This window comes from Pseudofrankia inefficax (assembly GCF_000166135.1).
Classification (GTDB): Bacteria; Actinomycetota; Actinomycetes; order Frankiales; family Frankiaceae; genus Pseudofrankia; species Pseudofrankia inefficax.
Map to the genome: position 1 here is coordinate 1671603 of NC_014666.1, position 18381 is coordinate 1689983.

Below are 18381 nucleotides of genomic sequence, written 5' to 3' on the forward strand. Positions count from 1 at the left end.
TGGGTTTCCCTCCCCGGTCCGCGGCAGACGGACTCAGATTTCCTCGGGCGTCGCCAGGCCGAGAAGCGCGGTGACGGCCGGTACCAGCAGCCGGTTGAGCTGGCGGCGGATCGTGGCCTCATCCAGGTCGCCCGGGCCGGGGACGGCGGCGTAGGAGATGATCAGCCGCAGGATCCAGTCCACGAGGTCGCCGAGCTCGGGTTCGGCCAGTCCTGCGACGGTCACGTCGACGAGCGGGCGGATCGCGTCCTCGCTGATCCGGCGCAGCGACGTCGCACGTATCGCCCGTCGTGCCGACCAGGCCGCGTCACCGGTCGAAAACAGCGCCGCGTGGACCGGCCGCCGCTGAACCTCCCGGATCGCGAAGACCATGCCCTCGACGAGCCGTAACGACGGGTCCGTCACCGACGCGAGTAGCTCGGCCGCATCGGCCGACATCTGCTCGGACTCCCGCGCCAGCACGGCATGGAAGATCTCCACGGTCCCGCCGTAGCGGCGGTAGAGCGTGGCCCGCGAGATCCCGGCGCCGCGGGCGATGTCGGCGGCGGTCGTCCGGCTGACCCCGAGCCGGACGAAGCACTCGGCCGCCGACGACAGCACCGCGTTCCTGGCGGCCGGGTCCGTCACGATCACCGCCCGCGTCATGAGACGGATCATGTAACACGTTCCAGTTCGACTCAACCCTGCCGTTGGCCCCGGGAAGCGGCCCAGGCCCGGCGGTCACGAAGCGGGGAACGCGCCGGCGTCGATCGGGCTGGTGGGGGCGGAGTTCGTCAGATCGCTGGTGTGCAAGGTCAGCGTCCAGACGCTGTACTCGATCGTCGTGCTGGTCGACGAGGTCGTGTATTCCACGGGATTGTCGAACTTGTCGAACGCGCAGTCCCGGGTGAACCGGCGGTTGCCGTCGTCCCAGTCGGTACCGGTCGTGTAGTAGGCGTCGTACGTCCCGTTGGGAATACCGGTGACGGTCGCCGAGCCGCCGGCCTGCACGTACACGGCGCGGATGAGGTCACCACCGGACATCACCTTGACCACCGAGTCGGCGGCGCCCTGGTTCTCGACGGTCAGGTGGCCGTAGCCACTCGAACGGCCGCCGGGAAGCGGCCCGGTTCCGGGCCGGCGGTCCGGGTCCGCCGTGGCGGCCGGCAGGAATGTGCCGAAGGTGTACGGATGGCCGGGGTCGGCGGTGGTGAGCGCCAGGTAGGCCAACCGGAACTCCTGGGCACCGTTGACGTTGGACGCCCGGGGCAGACCGGTGCCGCCGGTGCAGACCGAGGCGTCCTTGGTGTCCGTGGCGATGGTCGCCAGGTCGTTGGACAGGTCGCGCATCGCGGTGATCACCTGGCCGGTCGAGGCGACCTCGGGCCTTGGCGGGCGCAGGTTGCCGAGAACTCCGGCCTGGGCGTCCAGGTTGAGCTGTACCGCGCCGAGCGCGTTGGCCAGGTCGGTGGGAGTCTGCGCGGCCCCGATTGCGTCGAATCCCGGCTTTAGCGCGGCGTCGACCGTCGAAAGTGCCTGCTGGAACTCTTCGCGGGACATCGCCGTCGGCGGCGGCAGCGACCGGCGCACCGTGGGCGACGGTGAGACCGACGGCGCCGACGTTGGCGCGCCGCCTCCGCCCATACAGCCGGTCATCGCCAGCGTCAGGGCGCCGACTCCCGCGATCAGACATAACGTCCGCGGTCTGGCGCGGCGCCGTCTGATGGCGCCAGCGGGGAACTCGGAAGGTGACAGGGACAGGTGGCGCCCTCTTGACACGACAGCCTCACATGTCGAGTCACACAAGACTTTGGCGGAATCGCCCGATATCCGGGGAGCATATGCGCCACCGCCGGCCGAATGGGAGGCCTTCGGTCAACACTTCCCGCGGGCGCTCACGCTCCTGTTCGCCGCCTATGCCGACTCTGCCGCACGGGGTCGGATGAAGATCGGGAAGCCCCGTGCGATCAGTCCTCGCCGTAGTCGTGGTCCGGGTGGTCGGCCGCGCCGAGGCGCCAGTAGCCCCGGGAGGTCAGGGCGGCGCGGGGCCACTGCCGTTCGGTCAGGAAGTACGACCGCAGCTGGCGCACGGCACCCGACTCGCAGGCGACCCAGACCTGCGTGCCGGCCGGCGGGGTCGCCGACCTCGCCGCCGTGGCGAGCTCGGCTCCCCAGGCATCGGCGACGCGTCGGTGGTGCCAGGTGATCGTGGTTCCGGCCCGGGCGGGCAGCGGGAGCTCGTCCTGCGCGCCGGCCACCTCCAGGTGGACCTCGGCGGTCGCGGTGTCAGGAAGAGCCTCGAGCAGGGTCGCCACGGCGGGGACCGCGCTCTCGTCGGCGCCGATCCACCAGTGCGGCACGGTCTCGTCAAGGGAGAACCGGCCACCGGGACCGGCGATGGCCACCTGGTCGCCGACGGCCGCCCGCTGCGCCCAGGTCGACGCCGGGCCCTCCCCGTGCAGCACGAACTGGACCTCAAGGGTGTTGGTCGCGGCGTCGTAGCGGCGCGGGGTGTAGGTGCGCATCGTCGGCCGTTTCCCGGCCGGCATGACCAGACCGTCGGGACCCAGTTGCGGAAGCGCGAGCGTGCCGTTCTCGTCGGGAAGGAAGACCTTGATGTGGGCGGTCGGCGCCGGCGTGGGGAAGCCCACGAGTCCCGCGCCGCTGAAGTGGACGGCCGTCAGGCGCGGGGTCAGTCGTTCGACTCCCACGACCTCGACCTGGCGCGGCGGCGGGCGATGCCCGCGGCGGCCGGCGGCGCCCCGAACGGATGGTGTCGTCATGGTTGCTCCTCGGACCTCGATGACCGTTACGAGCATATCTCGATATATCGAGAGTGGGTCCGAGTTGGGGTGATCGGGAGCCGGGTGGGGGCTCTCCGCCCGTTCGAGCGGATAGGTCCGGCTATCGCCGGCAACGGCGCGGGCGCCTCGCCGGCCTCCGGATCGTCGCCTCGCGCGGGCCGTTCCCACGGGGAAACGGACCCGTTCCACCGTGGACAGACAGTCGTGGTTCGCTCTCCTCAGCGAAGGAGGCACGAACGGCGTGGCGAAGGTGTCGGGGCACGTCATCGTCTGCGGGCTGAGCGCTCTGGGGTCGCGGGTAGCCGAGCAGCTGGTGGCATCTGGGGTCGCTGTGGTGGTCGTGGACGACCGCGACCCGACGGGCTCGCGCCGGCGGCTGGAACGCAGCGGCGTCCGGGTGGTCCCCGAGAGCGCGCACAGCCCGGAGGCGCTGCGCGAGGCGGACATCGACACGGCGCTGGCCGTCGCCGCCTGCGGAGACCTGGATCTGGACAATCTGCAGACCGCGATCGCCGCCGCCGAGGTCGCGCCGAGCAGGCGGCTGGTCGTGAGCATCGACAACGCCCAGCTCGGCGACCAGCTCGCCACCGCGATCCCGGCCGCGACGGTCATCAACATGGCGGACCGGGTCGGGCCGAGCTTTGTCGAGGCCTGTATCCGGTCCGATGTGGTGCACGCCTTCACCTTGTTCGCGGATCCGGCGACCAACCACGACCAGGAGGCTTCGGAGGTCTTCGCCGTCGTCGACGCCGTCGTGGACGAAGCCGACGCGTTCCGGGCCCGCTACGGCGATCTCACCCCGATCGCGTTGCGGCGGCCGTCCGACCGGGACCCGGTGCTCTGCCCACCACGAGACATCCCGTTGGCCCCGGGGGACCAGCTGACGATGCTGGGCCGTCTCGCCGAGTTCGACGCCCGTGGGCTGACGGTCGCGGGAATGCACGATGCCCGTACCTTCGCTGAGATCGCAGCCGTCGCGCGCAAACGGCAGGAACGCTCCGGGTCCGACCCCATCCTGCGCAGTGACGCGGGCCAGGGGCGGCTCGGCCGGGTCCGGGCGCTGCTCGCCACCATCCGCGCCGAGTTCGACGGCCCGTTCCGCTGGGCGCTCGCCGCCGTGCTCACGCTCGTGGTCCTGAGCACCGTCGTGCTGCGACTGACCTACGCCGCCAACGACCCGGACGCACCGGACAACTTCGACGCCTTCGACGCGCTCTATCTGACGGTCGAGACGATGACGACGGTCGGGTACGGCGACTTCAATTTTGGCGACGCCACCCATTGGCTACAGGCCTTCGGCATCCTTCTGATGCTCTTCGGCGCCCTCTCGGTCGCCGTCATCTACGCCTTCATCACCAACGTCATCATCAGCCGGAAGCTGGAGAAGGCGCTCGGTCGCGGCCGGGCCGGCACCGTGCGCGGCCATGTGGTGCTGTGCGGGCTCGGCAAGGTCGGTACGGCGACGATGGAAGGGCTGCTGCGTGCCGGCCGGGCCGTGGTGGTGATCGAGCGGGACGAGCACAACCGGTTCCTGCCGGTCGCCCGCGAGCGTGGCGTCCCGGTGGTGATCGGCGACGCGACGGTGCGGACCACCCTGCTGCAGGCCGGTCTCGGCCATGCGACCGCGATCGCGGCTCTGACCAGCGACGGCGTCGCCAACCTGGAGACCGTGCTGTCCGCCCGCGATGCCTACGAGGAGCTGGCTCAGGCCCGCGACGAGCGGCTCGCGGCCCGCCACGCCGCCAGCAAGGCGGGCGGCCGGTCCTACCAGCGCCATGCCCGCGTCGCGGCCGGCCCGACCCCGGATGCAGGGTCCGACGAGACCGCGTTGCGGGTGGTGCTGCGCGTGGCCGACGCGTCGATGACCTCGGAGGTGGAGCGTCGGTTCGACATCCACACCGTGCGCAGTGCCGCGGCGCTCGCTGCGCCCTACTTCGTGGGCGCAGCCCTCGGTTACGACGTCATCAGCACCTTCTACGTCGAACGCACCCCGTTCCTGGTTGCTCGCATGGTCGTGCGCCCCGGTGCCGCCCTGGTCGGCCCGACCCTCGCCGAGCTGGCCACCGGGGCCCGCATTCTGGCCGTCACCGCGGCGGCGGAGCCGCACAGGGCCGGGCCCAACGGGGAGACTCCCGCCGCGGCGGTGAACGGCGCGGCGGTGAACGGCGCGGCGCCCGCCCGGCCCAATCTGCGGCCCAGCCGCCACACCCGGTTGCGGGCCGGCGACGAACTGCTCGCGGTCGGCCCGGTGACCGAGATCGTCGACATGATCCGCCGCAATCAGCGCCCGGTCGACGCACGCCGTTCGGAGTCGCTCTCGCCGGCGGGCGCCAATGGCACGGCCGAGCCGGAAGAACGCGACGGCTGACGTTTCCTCGTCCCGTTGGACGTGGCGAAGGCAGCCGAACTCAGGCACGGTGGCAGTACCCGCACCCGCTGACAGCGTGTCCTATCCGGCCGGTCCGTCCATCGTTCTTTCGGCTGATGTCTGCCATCCGGCCGATCCGCCGATCGTTCTTTCGGTGGACCCGGCGCGGGACACCTCGGGGCGAAAGACAGGGACTCAAACGGGCCCGAAGCGGGGATCTTGGAGTCAGAACACCACCTGGTGCACAAGGAAAGTGATGACCGATGCCCACCGAGCCCTACCCGGACTCCCCGGCCCCCTCCGCCCCGCTGCCCGCCGACCCAGGCCACCCCGTCCGTCTTGACGCCGAGCCCGAGCCCGACGAGCGGCTCTCGCGCTGGCTGTGGCTGGTCAAATGGTTCCTGATCATTCCACATTCGATTATCCTGCTGTTTCTCTGGATCGCGTTCTTCCTGCTCACCGTCGTCGCCTTCTTCGCGATCCTGTTCACCGGGCGCTATCCGCGCGGGATTTTCCGTTTCAATGTCGGAGTGCTGCGCTGGACCTGGCGGGTTCGATACTATGCCTACGGCGCGCTCGGAACCGACCAGTATCCACCATTCACGCTCGGCGACGTTCCGGACTATCCGATCCGTTTCGACGTGGCCTATCCGGAACGCCTTTCCCGTGGCCTCGTCCTGGTGAAGTGGTGGCTGCTCGCCATCCCGCAGTATCTGGTGGTCGCGATCTTCGCCGGGTTTGGCGACTGGGGCGGTGGCGGCCACCGGTTCCTGCACGGTGACCACGGCTTCGGCGGACCGCCCGGGCTGGTCGGCCTCCTGATCGCCGTCGCCGCCGTCGTCCTGCTGTTCAGGGGCCGGTATCCGCGTCCGCTGTATGACCTGATCATCGGTCTGGACCGGTGGACCGCCAGGGTCATCGCCTACGCGGCCCTGATGACTGACGTCTACCCGCCGTTCCGGCTCGACCAGGGAGGGCCCGACCCCTCGGCCGCGCCGACACCCCCGGCGCCCCCGGCGCCGACCTGGCCGGCTGCCTCTGTCGACGCTTCATAACCGCTGGCACATAAGGAGAACGGAAGTTCTCGTCTCGGCCGCCGACCCGCCCCGGGCCGGCGGCCGAGCGCGTGCGGAGCGGTTCAACCCCGCCCGGAGCGGTGCGATTTCCGGCTAGTCTGACAGCGCACAGAAGATCACCAGTTCGGCGACGTACGCGGGTCCGGTACTGGTCACATCACTGGGTCACGGCAGCGGGTCACGGCGACATGGGGTCACGGCGACATGGGTCGCGACGCCGGCGGGTCACCGCGGCGGCAGGTCATGGTGCGACACGGGTCTCGGAGGCGAGCCTGGTGTGATCATCAGGGTGACGGTGCGGCACGCGTCCACGGGCGCGAGCCGGGACGTCGAGATCACCGCGGAGCCCGCTACCACCCTCGCGTCCGTTCTGGCCGCGCTGCCGCTGCCCGCCGCGGGCCGTCCCTGCTACATCGGCGAGCGGCTTCTCGACCCGACGGTCACCGTGGGGGAGAGCCCGCTGCTCCAGGGCGCGACTGTCAGTATCGGCGCACCCGGCCCGCGCCAGCGCGCGCTGGCGGCGGGGGCGGTCGGCGCACTGCGGGTTCTCGACGGGCCCGACGTGGGAGTCGTCGCCTGGCTCCCGCCTGGTCGGCGGACGGCGGCCCGCACCGGCGACGCCGACCTCGTGCTGCACTGCGAGCAGGCCTCCCGTGAGCACGTCGAGATCGAGATCGATGTCCTGGGCCGAGCGGCGGCCGTCGACGTCGGCTCCTTCAACGGCACCTTCCTCGATGGCGAGCGGCTGACCGAGCCGGCCGTGCTGTCGGCTGGCTCGCTGCTCCAGGTCGGTTCCGACCGGCTGGAATGGGTTTCGCTGCCGGCCGCCGGCCTGATCACGAAGCCAGGCGGTGACGGCCGGCTCGACTTCGACCGGACGTTCATCTCCCCGCCGGCCGTCCACCCGGCCGAGATCGTGCTGCCGACCCCACCGACCCGGCCGCCCACCTCCCGGCTGGGAGCCTGGCTCTCGGCCCTGCTTCCGGTAGCGATGGGCCTGGTGCTCGCCGTGGTCACGCACCGCACGCTTGTCCTGCTGATGTGCCTGCTGGGCCCGCTCGGCGTGATCGGGACCCAGATGAGCGACCGTCGCCAACGCCGGCTGGACCGCGGGCGTTATGAAGAGGCCACAGCCGGCGTGGCTCGCGGTCTCGGTACAAGGATCGCCGACGAGGAACGGACCCGTCGGGCGCAGGCACCAGACCTTGTCGAGGTGACACTGGCGGCGACCGGCGCCAGTCGGCACCTGTGGCCCCGGAACGCGGACTCGCCGGATGGGCTGTCCCTTCGGCTCGGCGTCGGCACCGCCGCGCCTTCGTTCGTGATCCGCGGCGAGCGGTGGGCCGGCTTCCGGGAGCCTGAGCTGCGCGGGGTTCCGCTGACGGTAGACCTGCGCGCCGTCGGGGTCCTCGGCATCGTCGGCCCGGCGGCCACCGCGGGATCGCTCGCCCGTTGGCTGCTGATCCAGCTCGGCACGCTGCGCAGTCCCGACGACCTGCGTCTCGTGCTCATCACCTCGAACGACGGTGCCGACCTTTCCTGGGCGACCTGGCTGCCGCACACCTACGACAGCGAAGCCGGTGATCTTCCCTGTTGGGTGGGGAACACGGCGTCCACCCGAGCCGACCGCGTCCGCGAGTTGCGCGAACTGATCTCGATCCGGCTGGCCGAACGGCGCGGGAACACCAATGTCCGCCACGAGATGGACGTGGTCGTCCTGCTGGACGGCGCTCTCGCGTTGCGCAACCTGCCCGGGATGAAGGCGGTCCTTCGCGACGGTCCCGAGGCCGGCGTCTACGTCCTCGCGGTCGACCGGACCGCGCCGAACGAATGCCGCGGCACCTGCGTCGTCGACGACCACCTTGCCCTGGAGCTCACGCGCGGGCGGGGCGAGCCACCGGTACACGGCGTCGCCGAAGGCCTCGACGCCGAGCCGGCCGAGGAGCTCGCCCGCGCGATCGCGCCGATGCGGGACCGGCTGAGCCTCGGCGGCACGGCGGCGAGCCTGCCCACGCAGGTCCGGCTCCTCGACCTGGTTGGTATCCAACGGCCGAGCGCCGGCGCCGTCGCGGAGCTGTGGGCCGCCTCGCCGGGACCGACCACCCGTGTCGTTCTCGGCGCCGACGCCGACGGGCCCGTCACCATCGACCTGGCCGCCCAGGGACCGCACACGATGCTCGGCGGCGCCACCGGGGCGGGCAAGAGCATCCTGCTGCAGACGCTGGTGACCTCCCTGCTGCTGGCGAACGCGCCGGACGAGCTGAACCTGGTGCTCATCGACTTCAAGGGCGGTGGTGCGTTCCTGCCGTTCGAGAACTGCCCCCATGTGGTCGCGCTGCTGCGCTCGACCGGGGAGACGGCGGCCGACGTGTTCGACCAGGCGGCCGCCCGGCGCGTGCTCGCGTCGGTCCGAGCCGAGGTCCACCGGCGGGAACGGCTCCTCGCGCGGTACGGCGGCGAGATCGACGAGTACTGGCGTGCCCGACGTACCGGCCGCCCGATGGCTTCGTTGCCACGGCTTGCGCTGGTTTTTGACGAGTTCGCCCGGGTGCTGGAGACCTCGCCGGACTTCCTGCGTGAGCTGGTCAACGTCGCTGCCAAGGGGCGATCGCTGGGCATGCACCTCGTGCTGGCCACCCAGTCGTTGCAGGGGAAGCTCTCCGCTGAGCTGAAGAACAACATCGACCTGCGGATCACCCTGCGGCAGAACGAGCCGGCTGACAGCATCGAGGTCCTCGGTGTTCCCGATGCGGCGGCCATCCCCGGCCGGCTGCGCGGACGCGGCCTGATCCTCTTCACCAAGGACGAGACCCGTGCGCCGCGGCCGTTCCAGTCTGGCTACCTCGGCGACCCGCCCCCCGCCGACGGCGCGCCACCGGCCCGGGTCCGCGTCGTCGACTGGGGCGCGCTCGGCCTGCCGCGACCCGAGGAGAAGGTCGACCACGGAGGCGCCGCCACCGACCAGACGCTGACTATTCGCGCCATCGAGGAAGCGGCGGCCCGGGCGGACCTACCGGCACCGTTCCGGCCTCTGCTGCCACCGTTGCCCGCTGACCTGACGATCGCCGACCTGGCCGCGGCCGCGACGACACCGGCCGGCGCTACGGAGATCCCGGTCGGCCTGGCCGACGAGCCGGCCGTTCAGGCGCAACCCCCGCTGGTCTTCGACCTTGCCGGCACCGACCGGCTCCTGGCCGCGGGCGGACCGCAGAGCGGCCGCACCACGCTCGCCGCCGCGCTCATCACCGGTATGGCCGCACGGTTCAGGCCCGACGAGGCGCATGTCTACGTCATCGAACGACAACCAGCTGGCCTCGACGCCTATACGGCGCTGCCACACTGCGGCGCCGTCGTCTCCACGGCGGAACCTGACCGCGTCCGCCGGCTGACCGCCTGGCTGCTCGGGGAGGTCACCACTCGTCTGTCCACCCGCGCGGCGCCGGCCGGCCTCGGCGGTGCCGGTGCCAGGGGCGGTGCCAGCGGCGGTGGCGGTGGCGCGGCCGCGGGGCCGGGTGGTGGCGCGCGGTGGCCGTGGATCGTGCTGATCGTCGACGGTTGGGAGTACTTCGAGAACCGGGCCGACCCGAATTTCGTCGAGACAACCCCGTTGCAGGAACTACGCGAGGTGATCGCTGCCGGACCACCCGTCGGAGTCCATGTCATCCTGCTCGGCGGCCACGACCTCGCCGGCAGCCGGACGGCGGCCTTGTTCACCCGCCGGCTCCTGCTGCCGTTTGGCAAAGAGGAACTGCGCCGACTGCACTACCCGACCGGCACCCCGAGCCCGCCCGACCTCCCCGGCCGGGCCGTCGACGCCGCGACCGGTACCCACCTCCAACTGGTTCGTTCGCACCTGTCGGCGGCCCGTCTGACCGAGTACGTCACCCAGCTGAGGCTCGGGCCTGCCATTGACGACGCCCGCGGCCCGGACCGCCGGTCGGAGCCTGACCGGGCTGGGCCCGCTCGACAGGTCAGAATGGCCAGTCATTCCGAGAGCGGCCCCGCCGCCAATGCGGATAGCGATCGTTCGCCGGCGGACTTGGCGTCAGCAACCCACCGGCGGGCATTCGTGCCGCCGACCGCGGTCGCCCCGTTGGCCTTCGGACTGCCGCGCGCGTTTCCGTCGATGCCGATCCGAGTGCGATCCGACGAGCTACCGGCGCCGCATCCCGCACCCTCCCCGACCTGGCTCCCGCTCGGCATCGGGGGAAAGGACGTGGCAACCGTCGGTCTCGACCTGTTCGGTCCGGGACCGCACGCCCTGCTCGTCTCCGGCCCGCCCGGATCGGGCCGCACGACCGCGGCCGCGACCATCGTCCGGGGTCTTCGCCGTCTGGGCGTCGGCACGCTGGTCGTCGCGCCGCCACGATCGCCGCTCCCCGCCCTGCTCGGCGACGACGACCCGGGCATCCGCCTGATCCGCGCCGGCGACGTGAAGGACACCCAACTCCGCGAGGCGGCCGAGACCTTCGGCGACGGCCGTTTCGCCGTCATCGTCGACGACTGCGACCACCTCACCATCGAGCCAACGGTCGTCAACTTCGCCGACGCCCGCACGCTTCTCGAAGACGCCGCCAGCCCAGCCGCAGCCGGCCGCCAAGCCCTCATCCTGTGCGGCGACGCCACACCCATCCTCAACGGCCAACGCCGCTCCCTGCTCAAGGTAACCAACGAGATCAGGACGTCCGGCGGCCTCCTCCTGCTAACCCCGACCTCCCCGCACACCGCCCGCGAACACAACCTCCGCCTCGAACCCGACCAACTCGTCCCCACCCCACCAGGCCGGGGCTACCTCACCATCCGCGGAACCGCAACCCTGATCCAGCTGGCAACCTGACCGAGCGAAGTCCTGGGTTGGGTCCCTTGGACCTTGGCCGATGCGGGCGGCGTCGCCTGTATGGTCGAAAACCTGCGAAAATTCCCTCGTGCCGGGTCCGGCGAGGTCGGCCTGTGAGCTTGATCGCGGTTTTGGCCCTCAAGCGGTCACAAATTCGTGGCGGTTACAACCACGCGAGGGCGAAAACAGCGATCTTTCTGGCCTCGAGACGCGGCCGACCTTGCCGGTCGCGGCACTAGAAGCCTCACTGCCCACGGGGCCCCAGGCCCCGGCGGATAGGGCCGAACGATCCAATGCGCTCGGCGGCCGAATTGGGCCGGGCGGCCGATTTGAGCAGAAGCACGATGGGCGCACGGCCGAAGACGCGGTGGTGGGTCCCGGTGGCGGCCGCAAGACGTGGAGTCGGGCTGCCATTCCTTGCCTGAAGTCAGGTATCCGCGCGACGTCGACCGAGCCCAGGATTTACCTTGTGCCGAACGCTAAAGGCTTTCCGGGGTCTCTTGGCCGAGTAGGTCGCGATAGTCGTCCACAACCTCCTGCACCTCGGGGTCGTCCACCTCTGATGCCCACTTAATGAAGATGTTGAGAAGGTTGATCTGCTTGAGATCATCTAGAAGGTCGGCCACGCATCGGTAGTCGAGCCAGTCGATTGGCTCTGTCGGCTCCTTGAAATGTCGCGCGATGAGCGGGCGCAATGCGATAGCCAGCCACCCCGGGTCTACTCGGCGAAGAGCATCCCGCGCAAACAGGATATCATCGGTGGCACCGATCGTTGCATCAAAGACCTCGTCGATAAGGTCCATCGTTAGTGACTCCGGACCTTCGAGTAGAACCCGCAATGCGGTAGCTCGCCCTCGCCGAGTTCCGAGCGCCTGGCGAAGCTGGGTTCGGATGTCGACCGTGAATAGCCGCATCCTGGCGGCAATGAACGCGTTCTCGGCTTCCACTAGATTTTCCCAGGGTTCCATTTAGTTCTTTCTTCCAGCGCGTTTCCAGGGTAGTCCGAGGAACTTCTCTACAAAATCGTCTGGTTTCATCGGTTTTGTTGGGTATATGCTTGCGTGGGTCGGAAAATGTACGCCGCCGGCGTCTCTGCCGTCTCGTATAAGTCCAATCCCATCTGGCATCGGGGTGTCGGCGGGTATGGAATGATATATGCCTCTTACTGGCACCTTTGTGACGTCTGCGAATGTTGAGGCCCCCTTCACCTCGGGGGGTTCCTGAGGAATTATCATGCCGTCGGGCCCGATGTCGAAATCTTTACCGAGGCGAGGGGCTCGAGGTCCTTGTGCGTTGCCGAATGCGTGGAGGAGATCCTTGCATGGTGCAAGTCCGAAAGGGTCGATCCAGGTTAGCGGGTTCGTTACGTAGGTCCACGGATTGGGCGCAGGGGAGAGTCCCAAGGCGTCGGACGTTTTATAGCGTGCTGTCGCTGGGTCGTAGTAGCGGTGGAAGTTGTAGTTGAGGCCGGTTTCGGGGTCGTGGTACTGGCCGGGGAAGCGTAGCGGGCAGTCGGTCGTGGTCGGGGTGGATGGTGGGGAGACGCCCCAGAGCGTCGCGCGGGAGTGCCAGGCCAGGCGGCCGTCGGGGTCGACCAGCTCGGTTGGGGTGCCGATCAGGTCGGTGACGATGGCGTGGAACTGGGTGTCGTACCAGGCCTGATCGGGGTCGTCCGGCCGGGAGTTGGCAGACGAGGCCTGGTCGCCGGTGGGGCGGCGTTCCGACTGGGTGAGGGGCCGGAAGGTGTTGGGTTCCCAGTCCCAGGTGGTGACCGTTGTCGTGCTCGGGCCGGCGGTTTCGCCCGGCTCAGCCTGGACCGTGTGGTGCTGTTCGGCGAGGACGAGGCCGTCCCAGACGAAGGTGATCTGTTCGACGATGTCGCCGGCACTACTGAGGCGTTGTTTGGCGATGCGTCGGCCGAAGGCGTCGTAGCGGTATTGCCAGACGGTGCCGTCGGGTGTCGTGACTGCGGTCAGGTGATCGTCGGCGTCCCAGGTGTACCGCCAGTCGTCGGTCTCCCCGGCGGGGCGGAGCTGCCGGCGCAGGATTATCCGGCCTTGCGCGTCGTGCTCGTAGCGGGTCTTGCCCGCCTGACGGATCAGCGTGCCGTCGTAGCCGCGCTCGCCCTGTTCGTCGGCGGTGTCAGGGTCGACGGACGCTGGCCACGCGGCGTGGGTGAGATTGCCGGCAGGGTCGTAGGCATAGCGCTCCGCCCAGGCGCCGCCCCGGACGGCGGTGACGCGGCGCATCGCGTCGAGCTCGAAGTGATGCACGCCGGCCAGGAGATCGTCGGTTTCGGCGAGGTAGCCGTCCGACGTGTAGGCGAAGTCGCGGCGCTGAAGGAGTCTGGCGGTGCCGGCCCCGGCCGGCTGCCCAAGCCCGGCGGGGCCCGGGCCGGCGGGGCCCGGGCCGACGACGAGTGCCTGGGAGCGCAGCTGATCCCTGGCGTCCCACCGCTGGGTGAGCACGACCTCGGCGCCGCCGGGGGCGTCGCGGACTAGGTGGCGTTCGAGCTCGTGGCCTGCCGCGTCGTGGGTGAAGGTCAGGAGCTGGCCGGCCGTGCGGAGCGCCAGCGGCCGGCCGGCAGGGTCGTGTTCCCAGGAACTGATGGCACCCGACGGTGTGGTGCGCCGGGTTCGGTGGCCCAGTGGGTCATAGCGCGAGGCCAGACGGCGCCCGTCGCAGATCTCCGCGGTGACTCGGCCGAGGAGGTCGCGTTCGACGAGAACCTCGGCGTCCGGGCTGGTGGCGCGCACGACTCGGCCGGTGGCGTCGTAGGCGAACGTGGAGGTGCCGTCCGGGCCGGATCTCGCGACGATGTCCCCACCCGAGTCCCGGGCGAAGGTGACGGTCTCGCCCGCGCCGTTGGTTCGTCCAACCAGCTGGCCGGCGGCGTCGTAGTCGTAGCGGATCGTTCGGCCGTCGAAGTCGGTCTCGGCGACGAGCTGGCCGGCGGCGTCGTACTCGTAGCTCCAGCGCAGGCCCTGCGGGTTGGTGACGCTGGTCAGCCGGAGCTCGGTGTCGTAGCCGAAGGCCATCCGGCTGCCGTCGGGGCTCGTGCGCACGGTCGGAAGATCGAAGTGGGTGTACTCGGTGCGGGTGGTGAAGCCGGCCGGATCGACCTGTTCGACGAGGTTTCCCTCGGGGTCGTACCGGTAGGTGTCGGTGGCTCCGTCGGGGCGACCGCGACTGGTCAGGTGGCCCTCGGGCGTCCAGGAAAGGCGGGTGACGCCGCCGAGCGGGTCGGTCGTCGCGACCACGCGGCCGAGGGCGTCCCGATCCCAGGAGGTGACCGCGCCGGCCGGGTCGATCACGGCGATCGGCAGACCGGCGGCGTCGGTCTCGACCTGGGTCAGCTGGCCCAGGGCGTCAGTGAGCGCGATCAGTCGGCCACGGTCGTCGTGGACGAGGTCGGTGCGGCCACCGGTCGGGTCGACGACGGCGGCCAGGTTGCCGCGGGTGTCGTACTCGCGCTCCCAGCGGGCGCCGTTGGCGTCCACGGATACCAGTGGCCGGCGCTGCGCGTTCCAGGTCGTCGTGGTTTGGGTGCCATCCGGGCGTTCGACCGTGACGAGATTGCCGATGTCGTCGTAGCGGTAGCGGATCGTGCGGCCGAGTGGATCGGTGACCTCCGTCCGATTGTCGAAGCGGTCCCAGCCGAAGGCGGTCACCCGGCCGAGCGGGTCGACGTGGCGTGCGGGGCGCAGCCGATCGGTGAAGTGGTGCGCGGTGACGTGCCCCAGCGAGTTCGTTTCCGTCGTGACGTGGCGTTCGTCGTCGTAGGCGAGTGTTCCGGCGAGGTAGTCGTCCGAGCCGGCGGTACGTACGACCCGGCCGGTGGCGTCGTAGGTGTAGCGGTACTCGGTGCCGTTGCGATCGAGCCAGCGGACGATCCGACCGTCGGGGTCGTAGTCGAACCGCAGCGCTCGGCCCGATGAGTTGACCACCTGGGTGAGCTGGCCGGTCGCGTCGTAGCCGTAGCGGACCAGGGTCTGCTCGCCCTCGGCCGTGGCGGCGGCGACGGCCACGATCCGGTGGCCGTCGGTCCGCACGGTGAGCTGGTAGCCGCCGGAATGGCTGATCTGGGCGAGCTCACCGTCGGCGTCGTAGCCGAGCTCGATCCGGTTGCCATTGCGGTCGACGACCGCGGCCAGCGGCAACGCCACGTCGCGCTGGCCGTCGGCGGGAATCGCGAACAGGTAGCTGTGGCCGGCGGCCGCGTCCAGGATCGTGTAGCGGCCGGCCTCGTCAAGCGCCAGCTCCAGCCTTGGCCCCGCCTCGGGCAGCACCGGCGGGTCGCCCGGCGTCGGATGCGGGAAGGCGAGCGCCACCCCGTCCGCCGCCGCGAAGCAGACGCCGCCGTGGTCGACCTCCAACCGCAGGTCCACCGTGGAACTCCAGCCGGCGCCGAACCAGCGGCCGGCGGTGTAACCCGACTGGTAGGTGCGCCGCAGCGTCCACGCCAGGACGCCGGGTAGCTCGACGTCGTCCTGGTCGAGGATCATCTGGCCGCTGGCCAGGTCGATCGGGTCGCGGCCGGTGACCCGGCACCAGGCCGCCTTCGCGTACACCTCGGCGCGCCGCAGCGGACCGCGGATCCGGCCGGCCTCCTCCAGGCCGCGTGGCGTGGCGGTCCCGAGCCGGCGGCCGAGCGTCGCCAGCGGCGGCCGCGCCCGGCCCAGGCGCAGGGCCGCTGTCACGATCCGCGAGCCACCGCGGCCCGCGCGGACGGCCCGGGCGGCCTCACCCAGCCCGCGCGCGCCCTCGGCCGCGCCTCGGCCACCGGGGATGACGCCGACCGCGTCTATCAGCACCTCGCCGAGCGATGCCTGGCCGCGGCCGTAGCGGCGTAGCGCGTCCGTGAGGACGACGGCGCTCGCGCCCAGCACGACGGCGCCGAGAATCCAGCCGGCCGGACCGGAGACCACCATCGCGGCGACGCCCACGACGAGCGCCACGTCGGCGCAGAACCCGACGAAGTTGTGCCAGGACGTGAACGGCTCGGTGACGACGTGGCGGGTGCTGTCCCACGCCTTGAGGTACCAGGGCCGGTTCTTGATCCCGCTGTCCCGTAGCGCGGTGTCGATCCCTTCGGCGCAGGTCCTGGCCGCGCCGTCGCGCAGGCTGGCGGCGTCCCGGGCGAGCCGGGCCGCGAGATCGCGGTCGTGGCGGGCGTCCTCGCCCTGGCGGGCGACCACCCGCACCTGGTCGGCCACGTTCGGGCCTGGCAGGTCGGCGGTCGCGGCCGCGATCGAGCCTGGGCTGAGCTCGTCGTTCGGCCACAGCAGCAGTGCCCGCTCGGCCGGCAGCATCGTCTCGACGCGGGCGATCGCGCCCTGGTAGCGGGTATGGGCGTCGAGGCCCTGGCGCAGGGCGGCGCCGGCCTGGGACTTCGCGCGCCCGAGCGTGGTGGCGTAGGCGGACAGCGCCGTGCCGCAGTCGCGGTAGGCGCGGGCGAGCTTCGCCAGCTGGCCCGGGAGATCGTCGAACGCGCCGGTGTAGCTGGCCGCGTAGTCGCCCCGCATCGCCAGGTCGCCGCCCCCGGCCGCGACCGCGCGCAGCCGCCGGGTTCCGTCGTCGGCCGTCGTCGCGTTGCGCCCCAACCGGGTGGCGAGCGCATGGACGGCCGCCGGATCTCCCGGTGTGGGATCGGTGTCGAGGCCCAGCACCTGCCAGTCGCTGGTCATCCGGTGCTCCCCACTCCCGCGGGCGGTTGGCTACCCTCCCGCGGCCTGCCCGAGGGTCACGTCGAGCTGCTCGTGCTGGGAGATGGCATCGGTGAGGAACCGGCTCATGCCGGTCAGGCCGGTCATGGCCTGGCGGGTTCCGGTGTCCCAGCTGACATACGCCTCGTGGAACCGGCCGGAGGCCTGATCGGTGATGAAGCCGCTGGTCACCAGGTTGTCGATCAGGCCTTTGAGCGTCGTCAGCTGGCCTTCCATGTCGGTCTGCGCGCGGGACAGCGCGGTCGACGTTGAACGGATGGCCTCATAGTCGACCTGGATGTTCGCCATCGAGGGATCTCCCATCGGCGCGAGAAAGAGCAGAAGAGGGCAGGGAGCGGCTGTCGAGGGTCGTCATGGCTGAGGCGTTGGGTAGACGGACGATGTCTGTGGCGCGGTCGGTCGGAGGGAATCGTGGCGCCGTAGATGGAATTAGCCAGGTGGGTTGCTGCTCGACCACTGAAGCGTGTCGCTGATGGCCTCGAAAAGGTCGAGCAACGGGTCGGCGAGACCCACGTGTGGACTGGTAAGGACGACGTTCAGTACGCCGACTTGCCATTCCTCGTGATCGGTGGCGGGCACGGGAATGAGCGTCTGCATCGTGACGGTGTCGACTGCCGTGCCGCCGTCGAGCCTGGCCGGCTCGACGGCACGGATCCGGACAGCCTCGCCGGCCGGGATCCTGACGGTCTCGACGGTGCGCCACGGCCCACCCGGCTGGGCCGGCGCCCGGGCCGTCAGCGCCCCGGCGATCGCGGCGACGGTGCTGTCCGCCGGATCGTCGGCGCCGGCGCTCTCGAACACCAACAGGGTGGCGACCGTGCCGCCGCCGGGGTCGTCAGCCGGCGCGGCCGCGCAGTACACGGCGCCCCGCCGTTCGGCCCGGTCAGCCACCTCTCGCAGCATCTTGAGCAGCGCGGAACGGTACGGCCGCAGGCGCGGCTCGGCGGCCGTGCGCGCGTCGACCAGCCGGGCCAGATCCCCGGTCCGCGTCGCGCGTCGCACGTCGAACGCGAACCAGGAGTCCGGAACCCGCAGGCTGAACCCACGCTGCCCCGCCACCATCGCGTTCACGGCGCGCCCGCCGCCGCGGCGAGACCGAGAGCGCCGCCCAGCCCACCGGTGGCCGCCGGTGTGGAGGACGCTGGTCCGCTGGCCGGACCGAGCGCCTGGGCGAGACCCGTATCGACGGCAACCGTGCCGTCGACCAGGCCGTTCACGAGTCCGATTGCCCTGGCCAGCAGTTGGTCGAGATTTCCTCGGCTGTCCGACGAGTCACGCACGAATCTTTCCAGTGCGTCCTCGACCTCGGTCGAGCCCGTGATACCGCGCGCCTCGTCGATATCCGACCCGAGCGACGCCAATGACGCTCGAATGGCGGCAAGCTCGCCCGACAACGCGACGGCCGCGGCGCTGTTGAGCCCGAATATGCCGGCCATCACAGACCAGCCTCCGCGCACCTGACAGACAACCGTGCACCCCCGTCGTGGCCTGAAACCCGGCACCGGTTGACGCGGTGCTGTGCCGGTTGACGCGATACTGCGCCGGTTGATGCGATGCAGGCCCGCAAACAAGTCGGCAGATTCACGTCTGA

11 protein-coding genes are annotated in these 18381 nt (G+C 70.7%); 3 read left to right on the forward strand and 8 right to left on the reverse strand.

The window, feature by feature from the left end; all coding sequences use genetic code 11:
• Positions 1 to 33 precede the first annotated feature (33 nt).
• From FRAEUI1C_RS06690 to FRAEUI1C_RS06700, 3 genes are all read right to left on the reverse strand, one after another.
• The gene (locus FRAEUI1C_RS06690) at positions 34 to 645 is read right to left on the reverse strand and encodes a TetR/AcrR family transcriptional regulator (RefSeq protein WP_198318717.1); all 612 of its coding nucleotides are present in this window, start codon (positions 643 to 645) and stop codon (positions 34 to 36) included.
• A 75-nt stretch (positions 646 to 720) separates the two neighbouring features.
• On the reverse strand, positions 721 to 1569 hold the full coding sequence (locus FRAEUI1C_RS06695) for a hypothetical protein (protein WP_232425323.1): 849 nt from the start codon (positions 1567 to 1569) through the stop codon (positions 721 to 723).
• 377 nt (positions 1570 to 1946) lie between these two features.
• Complete coding sequence (locus FRAEUI1C_RS06700; RefSeq protein ID WP_013422529.1) at positions 1947 to 2762, reverse strand: siderophore-interacting protein; 816 nt, start codon at positions 2760 to 2762, stop codon at positions 1947 to 1949.
• Positions 2763 to 3024: 262 nt separating this feature from the next.
• Between FRAEUI1C_RS06700 and FRAEUI1C_RS06705 the strand changes: the two genes are divergently transcribed.
• The 3 genes from FRAEUI1C_RS06705 (at position 3025) to FRAEUI1C_RS06715 (ending at position 11064) form a co-directional block, all read left to right on the forward strand.
• Positions 3025 to 5151 carry an NAD-binding protein gene (locus FRAEUI1C_RS06705; RefSeq protein ID WP_013422530.1) on the forward strand — a complete coding sequence of 709 codons (2127 nt, stop codon included), beginning with the start codon at positions 3025 to 3027 and terminating at the stop codon, positions 5149 to 5151.
• Positions 5152 to 5414: 263 nt separating this feature from the next.
• Positions 5415 to 6206 (forward strand): DUF4389 domain-containing protein, encoded by a 792-nt coding sequence (locus FRAEUI1C_RS06710; RefSeq protein ID WP_013422531.1) that lies wholly within the window; start codon positions 5415 to 5417, stop codon positions 6204 to 6206.
• Positions 6207 to 6516: 310 nt separating this feature from the next.
• On the forward strand, positions 6517 to 11064 hold the full coding sequence (locus tag FRAEUI1C_RS06715; protein ID WP_232425324.1) for an FtsK/SpoIIIE domain-containing protein: 4548 nt from the start codon (positions 6517 to 6519) through the stop codon (positions 11062 to 11064).
• A gap of 479 nt (positions 11065 to 11543) precedes the next feature.
• Here FRAEUI1C_RS06715 and FRAEUI1C_RS06720 read toward each other — a convergent pair whose 3' ends face one another.
• The 5 genes from FRAEUI1C_RS06720 to FRAEUI1C_RS06740 form a co-directional block, all read right to left on the reverse strand.
• On the reverse strand, positions 11544 to 12011 hold the full coding sequence (locus FRAEUI1C_RS06720; RefSeq protein ID WP_198318718.1) for a hypothetical protein: 468 nt from the start codon (positions 12009 to 12011) through the stop codon (positions 11544 to 11546).
• Between the two features lie 21 nt (positions 12012 to 12032).
• A complete protein-coding gene (locus FRAEUI1C_RS06725; protein WP_013422534.1) occupies positions 12033 to 16751 on the reverse strand; it encodes a DUF6531 domain-containing protein in 4719 nt (1572 codons plus the stop codon).
• A 30-nt stretch (positions 16752 to 16781) separates the two neighbouring features.
• Positions 16782 to 17078: a WXG100 family type VII secretion target gene (locus FRAEUI1C_RS06730; RefSeq protein WP_013422535.1), complete on the reverse strand. Its 297-nt coding sequence runs from the start codon at positions 17076 to 17078 to the stop codon at positions 16782 to 16784.
• A 141-nt stretch (positions 17079 to 17219) separates the two neighbouring features.
• Positions 17220 to 17852, reverse strand: coding sequence for a hypothetical protein (locus FRAEUI1C_RS06735; RefSeq protein WP_157735323.1), 633 nt, complete (start codon positions 17850 to 17852; stop codon positions 17220 to 17222).
• 5 nt (positions 17853 to 17857) lie between these two features.
• Positions 17858 to 18361 (reverse strand): hypothetical protein, encoded by a 504-nt coding sequence (locus tag FRAEUI1C_RS06740; RefSeq protein WP_157734837.1) that lies wholly within the window; start codon positions 18359 to 18361, stop codon positions 17858 to 17860.
• Positions 18362 to 18381: the final 20 nt, after the last annotated feature.